At 58.2% G+C, this 14,510-nt stretch carries 15 protein-coding genes; 4 read left to right on the top strand and 11 right to left on the bottom strand.

Going from position 1 to position 14,510, the window contains the following annotated elements; translation table 11 throughout:
• Nucleotide 1: 1 nt before the first annotated feature.
• Both ACR0KW_RS11355 and nth read right to left on the bottom strand, forming a co-directional pair.
• Nucleotides 2-991: an adenosine kinase gene (locus ACR0KW_RS11355; RefSeq protein WP_480805085.1), complete on the bottom strand. Its 990-nt coding sequence runs from the start codon at nt 989-991 to the stop codon at nt 2-4.
• Complete coding sequence (gene nth / locus ACR0KW_RS11350) at nt 988-1,632, bottom strand: endonuclease III (protein WP_480805084.1); 645 nt, start codon at nt 1,630-1,632, stop codon at nt 988-990. Before nth ends, ACR0KW_RS11355 begins: the two co-directional genes overlap by 4 nt.
• Before the next feature lie 118 nt (nt 1,633-1,750).
• On the opposite strand from nth, the gene ACR0KW_RS11345 reads away from it, so the two are divergent.
• Complete coding sequence (locus ACR0KW_RS11345; protein WP_480805083.1) at nt 1,751-2,602, top strand: methylated-DNA--[protein]-cysteine S-methyltransferase; 852 nt, start codon at nt 1,751-1,753, stop codon at nt 2,600-2,602.
• A gap of 43 nt (nt 2,603-2,645) precedes the next feature.
• Here the strand turns inward: ACR0KW_RS11345 and ACR0KW_RS11340 are convergent, their stop codons facing one another.
• Nucleotides 2,646-4,085, bottom strand: coding sequence for an aldehyde dehydrogenase family protein (locus tag ACR0KW_RS11340; RefSeq protein WP_480805082.1), 1,440 nt, complete (start codon nt 4,083-4,085; stop codon nt 2,646-2,648).
• A 183-nt stretch (nt 4,086-4,268) separates the two neighbouring features.
• Between ACR0KW_RS11340 and ACR0KW_RS11335 the strand changes: the two genes are divergently transcribed.
• Nucleotides 4,269-4,919, top strand: a complete 651-nt coding sequence (locus ACR0KW_RS11335; protein ID WP_170326371.1) for a peroxiredoxin — start codon at nt 4,269-4,271, stop codon at nt 4,917-4,919.
• A 70-nt stretch (nt 4,920-4,989) separates the two neighbouring features.
• On the opposite strand, the gene ACR0KW_RS11330 is transcribed toward ACR0KW_RS11335, so the two are convergent.
• From ACR0KW_RS11330 to pnp, 6 genes are all read right to left on the bottom strand, one after another.
• Nucleotides 4,990-5,721: a glycosyltransferase family 25 protein gene (locus tag ACR0KW_RS11330; RefSeq protein WP_480805081.1), complete on the bottom strand. Its 732-nt coding sequence runs from the start codon at nt 5,719-5,721 to the stop codon at nt 4,990-4,992.
• A 71-nt stretch (nt 5,722-5,792) separates the two neighbouring features.
• Entirely contained in the window at nt 5,793-6,482 is a 690-nt protein-coding gene (locus tag ACR0KW_RS11325; protein WP_480805080.1) for an outer membrane protein, read from the bottom strand.
• 151 nt (nt 6,483-6,633) lie between these two features.
• Nucleotides 6,634-7,155, bottom strand: coding sequence for a helix-turn-helix transcriptional regulator (locus tag ACR0KW_RS11320; protein ID WP_480805079.1), 522 nt, complete (start codon nt 7,153-7,155; stop codon nt 6,634-6,636).
• Between the two features lie 23 nt (nt 7,156-7,178).
• Nucleotides 7,179-7,451: a PepSY domain-containing protein gene (locus tag ACR0KW_RS11315; protein ID WP_480805078.1), complete on the bottom strand. Its 273-nt coding sequence runs from the start codon at nt 7,449-7,451 to the stop codon at nt 7,179-7,181.
• A gap of 114 nt (nt 7,452-7,565) precedes the next feature.
• Entirely contained in the window at nt 7,566-7,955 is a 390-nt protein-coding gene (locus ACR0KW_RS11310; RefSeq protein WP_480805077.1) for a nuclear transport factor 2 family protein, read from the bottom strand.
• 91 nt (nt 7,956-8,046) lie between these two features.
• Entirely contained in the window at nt 8,047-10,197 is a 2,151-nt protein-coding gene (gene pnp, locus ACR0KW_RS11305) for a polyribonucleotide nucleotidyltransferase (protein WP_480805076.1), read from the bottom strand.
• Between the two features lie 442 nt (nt 10,198-10,639).
• Between pnp and ACR0KW_RS11300 the strand changes: the two genes are divergently transcribed.
• Entirely contained in the window at nt 10,640-12,241 is a 1,602-nt protein-coding gene (locus ACR0KW_RS11300) for a BCCT family transporter (protein WP_480805075.1), read from the top strand.
• A 124-nt stretch (nt 12,242-12,365) separates the two neighbouring features.
• Here the strand turns inward: ACR0KW_RS11300 and ACR0KW_RS11295 are convergent, their stop codons facing one another.
• Nucleotides 12,366-12,800 (bottom strand): NUDIX domain-containing protein, encoded by a 435-nt coding sequence (locus tag ACR0KW_RS11295; protein WP_480805074.1) that lies wholly within the window; start codon nt 12,798-12,800, stop codon nt 12,366-12,368.
• A gap of 174 nt (nt 12,801-12,974) precedes the next feature.
• The gene (locus ACR0KW_RS11290; protein ID WP_480805073.1) at nt 12,975-13,868 is read right to left on the bottom strand and encodes a sulfotransferase domain-containing protein; all 894 of its coding nucleotides are present in this window, start codon (nt 13,866-13,868) and stop codon (nt 12,975-12,977) included.
• A 122-nt stretch (nt 13,869-13,990) separates the two neighbouring features.
• Here ACR0KW_RS11290 and ACR0KW_RS11285 point away from each other — a divergent pair.
• Nucleotides 13,991-14,510 (top strand): LysR family transcriptional regulator (locus tag ACR0KW_RS11285; protein ID WP_480805072.1); only part of this gene is annotated, 520 nt, incomplete at its 3' end.

Here is a 14,510-nt window from a genome sequence, read left to right as displayed (position 1 = left end):
GTCACAGGAACCCTTCGGCGCGCAGCAATTCCTGCATGTTTGCCTCGGGGCGCGGGCCGATATGGCTGATGACCTCGCGGGCGCAGACATTGCCGATCTTGGCGCAGGTCTCATAGTCGCGGCCTGTCGCCATGCCGAACAGGAACCCGGCGGCGAACTGATCGCCCGCGCCGGTCGCGTCCACCGGAACCACTTTTTCCACCGGCACATCGATGCGCTGACCGTCATGCAGGACGGTCACGCCGTCGCCCGAGCGGGTGCAGACAACCAGCGGGCAAATCTCGGCGGTTTTCGCCAGCGCCTCTTCCAAATCGTCGGTTTCGAACAGCGATTTGATCTCGGCCTCGTTGCCGATCACGAAGTCCAGCTCATTCTCGATCAGTAGCAGGAAATCGACGCGGTGGCGTTCGACGCAGAACGGATCGGAAATGGCGATGCCGGCCTTGCCGCCGCCTTTGTGGCAGGTCCGGGCGGCCTCAAGAAATGCCGCCTTGCCCTTTTCCTTGTCGAACAGATAGCCCTCAAGGAACATGAGCTGGCTGTTGCCCGCCACGTCGGCAGAGACGTCCGCCGAGGACAGCTCGGACGAAATCCCCAGATAGGTGTTCATCGACCGCTCTCCGTCGGGCGAGACAAAGATCATCGAGCGCGAGGTCGGCAGCTCTCCGCCCGGGACCGGAGGGTTCACGAAATCCACACCATCCTCGTTCATCGCATCCGCGTAGAACCGGCCCAGAGCGTCATCATGCACCCGGCCGATAAAGGCCGCATCCAGCCCCAGTGCACCGGCGCCTGCGATGGTGTTGGCCACGGACCCGCCCGGCGTCTGCACCCGGCCTTCCATCGATGCATACAGAACTTCACCGCGTTCCTGCTCGATCAACTGCATAATGCCTTTTTCGATGCCCATCAGTTCCAGGAAACTGTCATCGGCCTGGGAAATCACGTCCACAACGGCATTGCCGATGCCAACAAGTTGGTAAGTTTTCATAGGTTCTTGTCCTCAAATTCGCAGAGATCGCGGATGATACAGGTGCCGCATTGCGGTTTGCGCGCTTTGCAGTGATAGCGGCCATGCAGGATTAACCAGTGATGCGCATGCAGCTGGAAATCGGTCGGGATGTTGTCTTCGATGGCGCGTTCGACCGCATCCACATTCTTGCCGGGGCAAATGCCAGAGCGGTTGCCGACGCGAAAGATATGAGTGTCCACAGCCTGCGCCGGATAGCGCCACCACATGTTCAGAACCACATTGGCCGTCTTGCGCCCGACCCCCGGCAGCGATTGCAGCGCGGCGCGGGAATTGGGCACCTCGCCTTCATACTCGTCGACCAGGATACGGCTGAGCTTGATGACGTTCTTGGCCTTCTGGCGGAACAAACCGATGGTCTTGATATGCTCGATCAGGCCTTCTTCGCCCAGGTCCAGCATCTTTTGCGGCGTGTCGGCGATCTTGAACAGCTCTTTGGTGGCCTTGTTAACGCCCGCATCCGTGGCCTGCGCCGACAGCGCCACCGCCACGACCAGAGTGTAGACGTTCACATGGTCCAGCTCGCCCTTGGGTTCGGGGTCGGCCTCGTGAAAGCGGGTAAAGATCTCGCGGATCTTGTGATATCCAAGTTGTTTTACCATCCGGGCCTTAATGCCGCCCGTGAGACCGTGACACAAGCCCAAAGCCAATGCGCATGTTCCGGGTCGCGGGGGCGTGACCGACACGCTATGTTTAAACCCAGACAAAGAGGTGAAAGACATGAACGTCCAGACCCCCGAAAGCGGTTATCACTACAACGTCATGCGGCGCGCGATCGAACTGATTGATCAGGGCGGCGAAAGCCTCAGCCTTGAGGAGCTGGCCCGCCAGATGGACATGAGCCCGGCCCATTTCCAGCGCCTGTTCTCACGCTGGACCGGCGTGTCGCCGAAACGGTATCAGCAATACCTGACATTGGGCCATGCCAAGGCGCTGCTGCGTGAACGGTTTACGACGCTGGAAACTGCGCATAACGTCGGCCTCTCCGGCAGTGGCCGCCTGCACGACCTGTTCCTGAAATGGGAATCCATGAGCCCCGGCGAATACGCCCGCAAAGGCGCAGGCCTGACGATCTTTTGGGGCTGGTTCGAAAGCCCCTTTGGCCCGGCACTTGTCATGGGCACCGACAAAGGCATCTGCGGCATGGCTTTCGGCGCCGAGACCGGTGAGGAAGAGGCGATGGAGGACATGCTCTCGCGCTGGCCGCAGGCAGAGTTCGTTGAGGACCCGATGCGCCTGCGTCCCTGGGTGCTGAGCGCCTTTGGTTCGGTCAGCGACCGGCTGGAACCGACACCGCTGTACCTGATCGGCTCATCCCTGCAGATCAAAGTGTGGGAGGCGCTGATGCATATCCCCTCCGGTCAGGTCACAACCTATTCCGAGATCGCAGAACGGGTGGGCTCGCCGCAGGCGGTGCGGGCCGTGGGTACGGCGGTTGGGCGCAACCCGGTCAGCTGGCTGATCCCGTGCCACCGGGCGCTGCGCAAATCCGGCGGCTTGGGCGGGTATCACTGGGGTTTGCCGGTCAAACGCGCCATGCTGGCCTATGAAGCCGCTCAGGCAGATGCCTGAGTCATAGAGCGAGGCACCCTTGGGTGCCTCACAACTGGATCAGTTATTCTGCGGCCCATCCGCCGACAGCTTTGACTTCCAGAAAATCTTCCAATCCCCAAACGCCACCTTCGCGCCCATTTCCCGACTGTTTCATCCCCCCGAATGGAGAGCCCGCGCTGCGCGATTGGCCATTCATTTCCACCATGCCAGAGCGCAGCACGCGGGCCATGCGGTTCGCGCGGGCACCGTCCTGCGTCTGGACATAGTTGGTCAGGCCATAGGGCGTGTCATTGGCGATCTCGACCGCTTCTTCCTCGGTGTCGAAGGGGATCATGGTCAGGACCGGGCCAAAGATTTCCTCACGCGCGATCGTCATCTGATTATTGGCATCGGCAAAAACCGTGGGGCGCACGTAATAGCCCTTGTTCAAACCCTCGGGCCGACCGGTACCGCCCGCGACCAGACGGGCGCCTTCGTCGATTCCCTTCTGGATCAGGTCCTGAATCTTGGTCCACTGGATCTCATTCACCACCGGGCCGATATGGCGGCCTTCCTCAAGCGCGGGTCCGACTTTGACCATGTTCGCGACCTCAGCTGCCGTTTCGACCGCCTGATCATAGACCGGGCGCTGAACCAACATGCGGCTGGGGGCATTACAGCTTTGGCCGGTGTTCTGCATCATGTGCAGTACGCCGCGTTTGACCGCCTTTTCATCCGCATCGGCGAAGATCACGTTCGCGCCCTTGCCGCCCAGTTCCAGATGCACCTTCTTGAGCGTATCCGCAGCCGCTTTGGAAATCGCCGTACCTGCGCGGGTTGAGCCGGTAAAGCTGACCATGTCCACATCCGGATGCGCCGACAGGCGCGAGCCCACGCCGATACCGTCGCCGTTTACAAGATTGAAGACACCGGGTGGAAAGCCGGCCTCATCCATCATTTCGGCAAAGATCATCGCGTTCAGCGGGCTCTGTTCCGAGGGTTTCAGCACCATCGTGCACCCCGCAATCGCCGCCGCGCCGACCTTGAGCGTGATCTGATTCATCGGCCAGTTCCACGGCGTGATCAGGGCGGCGACGCCGACGGCCTCAAAGATGATGCGATCGTTTGGGGCGTGATCACCCAGCGGGCGTTCGAACTGAAACGCTTTGGCCGCACGAATGAAATTGGTCAGGTGATACATCCCGGCACCCGACTGCGCGCTGCGCGACAAGTCCAGCGGCGCGCCCATTTCCAGCGACATGGCTTGCGCCAGATCCTCGGAACGGGTCTGGTAGATTTCGACCAGTTTCTCGACCAATGCGATGCGGTCCGCGACCGGTGTGGCCATCCAGCCGGGTAGGGCGGCCTTGGCGGCAGCGACGGCAGCGTCGGTGTCCGCCTGCGCGCCCAATGAGATCACCGCGCAGGGTTCCTCGGTCGAGGGGTTGATCACGTGAAATTCATTGGCCGTCGACGGGGCGACCCACTGGCCGTTGATGTAGAAATCGCGTTTTTCGATCATGGTGCATCCTCCTGTGCCCGCAGGCTGAAACCGATGTGTTGGGGCACTCTGGCACCAGTGCGGGGGCGCGGCAAGTAATAATTTGATCAAATTATTTAACGGCCCAAAATGGTTTAACAATTGCGCAAAGTGTTTAGGTTTACGGCAACCGACTCGGGTTTTTCACAAGAGAGGAGATTCACCATGGGTTTGCGCATCAACGATACGGTTCCGAATTTCACCGCAGAAACAGATCAGGGCACAATTCAGTTCCACGACTGGATCGGCGACAGCTGGGCCATCCTGTTCTCGCATCCAAAGGATTTCACCCCTGTCTGCACCACCGAGTTTTCGGCCGTGGCGCAGCTGAATGACGAATGGGCGGCCCGTGGCACCAAGGTGATCGGTGTGTCCGTGGACAATGTCGAGGACCACAAGAAGTGGAAAAAGGACATCGAAGAATACGGCAATGCCAATCCCGGTTTCCCGATCATCGCTGATGACGGGCTGGCCGTGTCCAAGGCCTTCGATATGCTGCCCGCCGAAGCTTATCTGCCCGATGGCCGTACGCCTGCAGACAGTGCCACGGTGCGGTCGGTCTTTATCATCGGGCCGGATAAGCAGCTGAAACTGTCGATGACCTATCCGATGACCGTCGGCCGGAACTTTGCCGAGATCCTGCGGGCGCTGGACGGGTTGCAGATGTCGGCCAAGGGTGTGGCAACACCTGCCAACTGGGTGCCGGGTGAAGATGTGATCATTCCGCCTGCGGTGTCGAATGACGAAGCAAAAGAGAAGTTCGGCGAGTTCGAGACGATCTTCCCCTATCTGCGCAAGACCAAGGCGCCGTCGTAAGACAGGGCCGGGTCAGGGGGGCTGTCTGCCCCCCATCGCGACCGGGCGCGTTTCCCCCCCGAGAGTATTTTCAGCCAGATGAAGCAGGCGGGCGTTGTGGGTGCAGGTGGAGCTGCGCCCGGTAGATTGCGCGTTTGAATTCGCGGGTCAGCTTCTCTGACAGTGGCGGTTTGGTCTGGATGGTCGAGCCGCCGATTTCGCCCGCAACCTCTTGGTTGCCGCTGCCTTGCAGGGCATGGATGGGCTGACCGGTCAGCCAGTGCATCTGCAGGAATGTGTCCACCGGGCGGTCGATCTTGTCGGTCGCAGCCAGCAGGCGTTCGGCGGCGCGGCGTCCCACCACCTGACACACGCATTGCAGGCCGATCACCTTGGGCAGGATCAGACGCAACCCGTTCTGTTCGGCCAGGGTTTGGGCGGGCACTTCGCGCTGTTTCACCGGGATGCGGATGTAATGATCGGGGGTGGCGATCGGGGCCAGCAACTCCAGCGCCTCGGCCATGCGGGCGGGCTCGGTGCGCAGGTCATCCTCGGTAATGATGGCCAGATCGATCTTTTCTTCGACCAGTTTGCGCCAGATGCGGCGGTGGCTTTCAAAGACGCCGATCTCGGCCGGGCGCAGGGTAAAGGGGTAATGGGGGCGGTGCAGGTTGCCCGGATGCAGCTGAACACCAGCGATCTGGTCCGGGTCGCGGCCGTTCACCGCTTCGAACAGCTCGGCATTGGGCAGGTCGGCGCATAGCCGGTCAGCGTTGGGCCGCCGGGCCGTGCTGGATGACATATGGATAACGAAGGAACGCATGATCCCGTGCATAGAACACGGGACCATGGGGGGGAAGAGAAACTGGAGAGAAACTCGTTGCCCCTTTGCACTTAGAAGCCGTAGCGTAGGCCGACATTGACACTGAACGCGTCGATGTCGTCTTCGACCGTGCCGGTCAGGCCTCCGTTGGGGGCCAGCCGCTCGGACGAGACGTCGAAGGCGCGGGAATAGCGGGTGTCCAGAGTCAGTGCGACGTTCGCGTCGATCTCGTAGGCGACACCGGCGATGACCTGTGCGGTGAAGTTTGTATCGCTGTCATCCAGTGCCACGCCCGGCCCGTAGGCGAAATCCACATCGGAATAGGTGGCACCCAGACCCAACCCGACATAGGGGGTGAACGCACCCGCTTGTTTGAAATCGACCAGCACGTTGGCAAACAGCGAGGTCTGCGTGACGTCGCCCGAGATGTTGCCCTCGGCCCCCGAACCATTGCCCGAGAAGCTCACGCCATCCACGTCGCTGTCGCGGTAGGACAGTTCCAATTCGACCCGTGTGCCGATCCGGTCGTTGGACCATCGCGGAATCTCGGTCCCGACCGCGATACCCAGCCCGTATCCGGCGTCGAAATCCGTATCCACCGACTGCGACGACCCGTTGACCGTGCCGCTGAAATCGCTGTCCTGCAGCTGGCTATACCCGGCGAAGCCCTGAATATACAGGCCGTCCGACAGGCTTTGCGCGGCCAGTGCCGATGCGCTGACCGTCAGGGCTGCCGAGGCCAAAATGAGACGCGTAACCATAACCATGTCCTTTGTTCCGTAGTTGGTATGGCGCAAATGTGGGCGAGCCAGGCAGGAAGGAAAGGCGCGGGGCCTTCACTTCGTTTCACAGGTTTTTGGGGCTGTGTGAGAGAATAAATTCGCTACTGGTACGGAGTTGCAGCCAGTTGGGTCATTGTGCTGAATTGGACCCGTCGGCCCCCTGTTTGACCAACGGTTCGGAAAGCAGCTCGTCTATGAAAAAGCTGAGCAACTGTAGCCGTCCCGCGACGCCCGCCTTGCGATAGACTGCGGCGCTTTGGGCTTTGATCGTACCCTCTTTGGTCTGCCGCAGTTGGGCGATTTCCGCGATCGACAGCCCTTTGATCGACAACAGGGCAACGTCGCGTTCGGCTTCGCTGAGGTTCCAGTCGCTGAATTGCGCATCAATGAGCTGCGCAAACGCGCCCTGCGCCACGCTCAGCTGCCGCTGCATTTCGAATACACGCCGGTTCTGCGACCGGATCAACGCGATGGTCGCAGCAAGGCCAGCGATCAGGGCCAGCGCCAGAGCCAGTTCAAAACTGTGCAGGTGGCGAAAGCCAGCGCTTTCCCCGCCGGTCCAGTCCAGCACTGCGTCGGTCATGAAAAAGGCGGCGCAGACGGCCTGCACCACCAGAAGGAGCCAAAGCAGCGACGTTTGAGAAAGCTTCATACGGCCCCTGTGAAATCATTCGATCAGTCGTCGTCCTTTTCAAGTTCTATGGCGGTGATCACGCCGTCGCTCTCGGACAGGACCAGTTCAGTCTCCACGCCATCCTTGATGAGTTCAACCTCGATCTCGCCGTCTTCGAACTCGATTTCTTCGATCTGGTATCCTTGCGCTTCCAGGGCCGTGCGGATGACGGCCTCTGTGGTGCCCAGTTTGTCACCCAGCCCGACATTGGCCAGGGCAAGAACGGGCGCAGTTGCAATCAATCCGGTCAGGGTCAGCAGTTTCAAGGTTTCCATATCGCATCTCCTTTTTGCGTTGTGGCGATGCGATTGAGCTGGGGGCAGGGCGAGGGTGTTGCGATTGGCTTTTGGTTGAATTGGCGGGGATTGAACCAAAGTTTATGCGGGAAATCAGGCCTCGCCGAAGTCCACTAGAACCGGAGCGGTATCATAGATGATCCGAACGGATTTGAACCGGCTCTGATCCTCGGTCAATTCGAACAGGTCCACACACTCGATCGTTTCGGGGTGCCCGTCCCTTATGGTGCGGGTGTAGTCGAAATGCACGGCCATCTGCGGCGCGCCGGAGGTGTCGGCAAAGGTGTTCTTGTGAATGATCGAGCGGTCGCGCGTGATCTGCATCACGTTGGTGTAAAAATCCCTGGCCGGTTGCTTTCCTGAAATCGGCGAAGTTGCCGTTGCATCCTCGGCAAACAGGTCCAGCATCGCGGGCAAATCGCCGCTTTCGATGGCCTGCAGGTATTGCCGTGCCAGATCATCCATTCGGTCTTTGCCGGTCATCGTCGTCCTTTCAGTCCATTCAAAGACATTCTAGCACAAAAAAGGCCCCGGCGTTTCCACCGAGGCCTTCGTTAGTTCAAAAGAGGGCAGATTACTCTGCGCTTTCCTCTTTCTTTTCTTTCTTCTCGGGAACGATCTCTTCGCCGGTTTCCTGATCGACGATTTTCATCGAAAGGCGCACCTTTCCGCGATCGTCGAAGCCCAGCAGCTTGACCTTCACTTCCTGACCTTCCTTCAGAACATCTGACGGATGGTTCAGGCGGCGGTTTTCGATCTGGGACACGTGGACCAGACCGTCGCGCTTGCCAAAGAAGTTCACGAAAGCACCAAAGTCGACGATCTTGACCACTTTACCGGTGTAGATCTGACCTTCTTCCGGCTCGGCCACGATCGAATAGATCATTTCGTAGGCCTTCTGGATCGATTCACCATCCGGCGAGGCGATCTTGATGACGCCGTCATCGTTGATGTCGACCTTGGCACCCGAAACCTCGACGATCTCGCGGATGACCTTACCGCCCGAGCCGATCACTTCGCGGATCTTGTCGGTCGGGATGTTCATGGTCTCGATGCGCGGAGCGTGAACCGAGAATTCGTTGGTCTCGGACAGGGCTTTGCCCATCTCGCCCAGAATGTGCATCCGGCCTTCTTTGGCCTGTGCCAGAGCGGTTTCCATGATCTCGGGCGTGATGCCTGCGACCTTGATGTCCATCTGCAGCGAGGTGATGCCGTTCTCGGTACCCGCCACTTTGAAGTCCATGTCACCCAGGTGGTCTTCGTCACCCAGAATGTCGGTCAGAACAGCGTAGTCACCGTCATCTTCCAGGATTAGGCCCATGGCCACACCGGCAACCGGTGCTTTCAGCGGAACACCTGCGTCCATCATCGACAGCGAACCGCCGCAGACAGAAGCCATCGAGGACGAACCGTTCGATTCCGTGATCTCCGACACCACGCGAACGGTGTAGGGGAAGTCGGTCGGTGCGGGCAGAACCGCTTGCAGCGCACGCCATGCCAGCTTGCCGTGGCCGATCTCACGACGGCCGGGCGAACCAACTCGGCCCACTTCACCCACCGAATACGGAGGGAAGTTGTAGTGCAGCAGGAAGTTCGATTTGAAGTTGCCATGCAGCGCGTCGATGAATTGCTCGTCGTCGCCGGTGCCCAGCGTGGTCACGGCCAGAGCCTGCGTTTCACCACGGGTGAACAGGGCGGAACCGTGCGTACGCGGCAGCAGCGAGGTTTCGGCTTCGATGGCACGAACATCGGTGGTCGAACGACCGTCGATGCGCTTGCCGCCTTTGACGACGTCACCGCGCAGAATGCCGGCTTCCAGCTTTTTCATCGCCGAACCCAGGTTGCCGTCTTCCAGCTGTTCCTCGGTCAGCGCTTCCTTGATCGCCTCGCGCGCAGCGGCAACAGCGGCGGTGCGCTCTTGCTTGTCGGTGATCGCGAAGGCGGCGCGCATCTGCTCTTCACCGGCGGCTGCAACAGCAGCGTACAGTTCCGAGTAATCGGGCGCTTCGAATTCAAACGGCTCTTTTGCAGTTTCTTCGGCCAGGTCGATGATCAGGTCCAGAACCGGCTGGATTTGCTCATGTGCGAAGTTCACCGCGCCCAGCATTTCCGCCTCGGACAGCTCGTAAGCTTCGGATTCCACCATCATCACGGCGTTCTTGGTACCGGCGACAACCAGATCCAGACGCTGTTCGGGGTTCAGGCGCAGGTCCTGCATGTCGTCCACGGTCGGGTTCAGGACGTATTCGCCATCCACGAAACCAACGCGGGCACCGGCGATCGGGCCACGGAACGGCGCGCCCGAGATGGTCAGGGCAGCCGACGCAGCAATCATCGCAACGATGTCGGGGTCGTTGACCAGATCGTGGCTCAGCACGGTGCACATCACCAGAACTTCGTTCTTGAAGCCGTCAACGAACAGCGGGCGGATCGGACGGTCGATCAGACGCGCGGTCAGCGTCTCTTTTTCGGTCGGGCGCGCCTCGCGCTTGAAGAAGCCACCCGGAACCTTACCGGCGGCATAGTATTTCTCTTGATAGTGCACGGTCAGCGGGAAAAAGTCCTGACCGGGTTTTTGCTGCTTGGCAAAAGTCACGTTGGCCATGACGCTGGTTTCGCCCAGCGTGGCAATCACGGTGCCGTCGGCCTGACGGGCAACCTTGCCGGTTTCCAGTGTGAGCGTCTCTTCGCCCCACTGCATCGATTTCTTCGTTACATCAAACATATGCGTATCCTAGATGGGAGCACTCCCGGCCCTCCGGGTCTCCCGTTTGCATGGCGGCCCCATTGCCGCCGACCCCAATTTGTATCGGTCTGAGTGCCGGGGTCAGGGCACAACGTCTCAGATACCCGCGCGCATACATGAGAATGGGTTGGAAGGAAAGCGAAACCGGACGAAGGGGCGGTCTTCGATGGGATTAAGCCACTGCACGGCGCGTCAGACCGAACCGACCGCTTAGCCGGCCCATGTCGCGTCAAAATTGACCTAGGCGCTGCATACACATTATGCAAATTGAATGCGTTTTGTGAAAAAGTGGTTGGAGTGTAGGCTGTTACCATTGAACCCGCGGTCGAAAGGACGGAAACGCGCCAGGGAGTAGAACACTCATACCCGTCGGCCGCCCGAATACCTTGGCGTTTGCAATTGGCGAACGGAGGGGCATCGAATGGCTCAAGGCAAGAAAATGCTGGATCCAGATCCACGGATCTATGATTTCGAAACAGAGTACGAACTGGGGCAGGACAACGTCCGCCCGTTCGGTCTGGACATCCACAATCCGGTCTTCCTGATATCCAGTATCCTGATCTTTGCGTTCGTTCTGATCGCATTGGCCAATCAGGAAGCTGCGGCATCGTTTTTTGGCTGGCTCCGGCCCTGGCTGACCAGCACGTTTGACTGGTTCCTGGTCCTGTCGGTTGACGCAATCACGCTGTTCTGTCTGGTGCTGATTATCCTGCCGGTGGGCAAGGTCCGGATTGGTGGCAAGGATGCCAAGCCCGACTATTCCTATGCCGGTTGGATCGCGATGATGTTCGCGGCCGGTATCGGCATCGGTCTGCTGTTCTTTGGCGTGATGGAGCCGGTTTACTACAACTTTGCCGAAGACGGGAACGCGCGCCCCTTGGGCATCGATATCGCGGTTCCGGGCAATGAGTATATCGGCATCGTCGGTACCATTCACCATTGGGGCCTTGAAGGCTGGGCGGTGTATGCCGCCGTTGGCCTGAGCCTCGCAATCTTCAGCTATAACCTTGGTTTGCCATTGACCTTGCGGTCGGCCTTTTACCCTATTTTGGGCGAGCGTGTTTGGGGTTGGTGGGGCCATATCATCGATACGCTGGCGGTGTTTGCCACGCTGTTTGGTCTGACCACATCCCTTGGTCTTGGCGCGCAACAGGTTGCTGCCGGGCTGAACGAAGTGTTCGGCATCGAACCCAGTCCGACCGTCGTCGTTCTGCTGATCATCGGCATCACGATGATCGCGTTGGGCTCGGTCCTTATGGGTATGGACGCAGGTGTGAAACGGCTGAGTGAGATCAACATGATCATGGCCGTGGGCCTGTTTATTTTTGTGATCGTGGTGACGGGTGTCGGCACCGCCATTGCGCGGTATTTCAACGTGATGGTGGATTACGTGTTCCACCTCCCCTCGTTGTCAAACCCATTCGGACGAGAAGACACCAGCTATTTCCACGGCTGGACAACCTTCTACTGGGCTTGGTGGATCGCATGGTCGCCGTTTGTTGGCATGTTCATCGCCCGCATTTCAAAGGGCCGCACGGTGCGAGAGTTCGTCATCTGCGCTCTGCTGGCACCCACGGCAGTCTGTGCCCTGTGGATGTCGACCTTCGGCGGTGCCGCCATCGACATGCTGAACGCAGGCGGAGCCGAAGGTGTCCGTGCCACGGTGATCGACAGCTACGCCCCGGAAGGCGCGCTGTTCGGCTTCCTGAAAGAGCTGCCGCTCTACGGCATCGTCGCCCCCATCGCGCTGATCCTGATCGTGGTGTTCTTTGTCACCTCGTCGGATTCAGGCTCACTGGTGATCGACACCATCACCGCAGGCGGCAAGATGGACGCCCCGGTGATCCAGCGTGTGTTCTGGTGCACGCTGGAGGGCCTTGTCGCTATCGCGTTGCTGCTGGGTGGTGGTCTGTCGGCCCTGCAAGGTGCGGCGGTATCGACCGGCATTCCATTTACGCTGGTGGTTCTGATGATGTGCTACTGCCTATGGCTGGCGCTGAAATCGGAAAAGTCGAAGATGTAATACCGAAAGCTGAAAAAAATGCGAAATGCCCGCCGTCTGGCGGGCATTTTTTGGGGAAGTGATTGTCGGTTTTGAGCCCTGAGCGGTCATTTTTCATCCCACAGATACGGTGCGCATTCATCCGTCAACTCTCCCAGAATACCTGAAACGCGGATTGCAATTCAGATACAATGTCGGTGCGGTTGATGAATTCTCGGATTGGGATCATCCGCCAACACTGTCCCTCTTCACCAAACCTAATCATCGAAATAATGTCTTCCGACACAATGCACGTAAAAAGAGCAACTTCGCGTTTGGGTAGAAAGCCTGCAGCTTCAGCGAAGTATGTCGCTTCGTAAACAAACGGGCTTTTTGACAAACAGATGCCAAACTCCTCCTGTGTTTCACGTAATGCACATTCAAGGGCGGTTTCGTCAGACTCGCGCACGCCACCTGGCAGGTCCCATTGATTTGGGTTGGGAATGTGTTCGAAATCATCTCTCAGATATGCCAAAACCGTGTCATCACAGATGATGGCTATCTTGGCTCCTTGAAGTTTTTTTGATTGGGCAACGCTCACTATTGCTCCCTATTGTTGAACTTCGAAGGTCTGTTTTGAGCCCATTGTTACCAGCTTTCTGTGATGCGGCGAAGGTCTGCTTCAGCTGATGCAATCGCGTTACAGAGCAATGTTTTAGAATTATGTTTGCCGTGGTGGTATCGCCGGTCGGGTGTTCCCACCTGCGACAGAACCCTAACGTGTGCCTGTTTCAATCCAGTTGGCACATGTATCGCCCAGTTGCTCGCGGGCTATCTGCTCGTACCGCTGACTTAATTCTTGAGGTAAATCACTTTTCCAACGACCATTGGCCCCTTTGTGGATGAAAGTCTTCGCACCGCCTTCCCAGAACGCGCCCCCAAGTGGAACCGATTGTTCTGCATTGGATTTCATGTAGTCGAACGAACAGTGTTTCAACACATCCACCATCATTTCGTTACCTATGCCGACGCCGATAAATTCAGCGATCTCACGAATTTGACCTTCCATGTCGGCTTTTAAGTTCGCGAAATGCACCAACTTGACATTCGGCAGGTCACGCACCGCCCACCACGATCTTACGTTTTCCCAAAATGACCAAAATGGTGCGCCGTCGTTCTCTAACCAATTCTCGAAATATGTCGGAGGTTCTCCAATGGGTGGCGCCAGAGGCGGCCCGACGCGTCCGGGTGTATTGTTCAGAGCATCGTACCACGCTGCGTTACCATTGACGTGATGATTGTAGAGTGACCAGACAATATCCCGGCCGTCGCGGCCAATGTAAATATATTTGGCCTTTTCCGAGAACACGAGCGCATCGACTGGCAGATGCGTTTTCAGGAATCTGCGGTGAGTTTGTGCATCGATCATCGGGAGTTTCACTTCCGGCGGCGGCACCCGCAGATCAACCCACGGGCTCATCTCGGCGACAGGCAGGCCCTCTTTGCCACGAAAAATCAGCTGGCTGATGATCTGCTGCATCCAAGTGGTGCCGGATTTTGCGTAGGTCGCAATGACGATGTCGTCGTCGCGAAAGCTGAATTTGTCCCAGATTGTGCTGTCGATGTGATGGTTTTGAATGTCTCTGGTTTTCTCTGGCATGGCGTTCATAGTTCCAGCCCTCCGTTCCCGTTGTATTCAAACTTAAGCTACCGGCTGGTCCGATCTGCAAAAATAGCGAATAGTAGGGTATGACACTGCAAATTTGCAGAATGCTTACCGGGGGTACGTTCGTGTTCAACTGGAACGACATTCGCGTTTTTCTTGCCGTCGCTGAAGAGGGCTCGACCCTAGCGGCAGCCAGCGTCATCGGCATGAACCAGACCACAGTTGCACGCAGGATCGAAGCTCTTGAACACGCTCTCAAAATTCAATTATTTGAACGAGACAACCGCGGCTACAAGCTCACCGCTCAAGGTATGGCTCTGCTGGACGACATGAAAGGCATGCGCCGCGCGGCGTCAAAAGTATCTGTCTCGGCTGAGCAACTCGCCAGAGACGAACATGGTGTTATCCGTTTTTCAGGAAACGCAGAGGCCATGCAGCGGTTCGGTGCCGGGCTTGTATCCGCCTTTCGAGAGAAAAATCCAGGTATCAGCTTCGAACTTCAGATCGACATTGCCTGGGATAAGGATCAGCCGCCACTTGAGACAGGAAAATCTGACGTAGCCCTCCGACCTCTCGACGAGATATCAGGGGACACACTTATTGCCAAAAAAATTGCCCAGTTCCCGCTCGGTGTATACTGCAATC

Source organism: Ruegeria sp. CG11 (genome assembly GCF_056537245.1).
The sequence above is the reverse complement of the archived record's forward strand: the minus strand, read 5'-3'. Positions and strand labels throughout refer to the sequence as shown.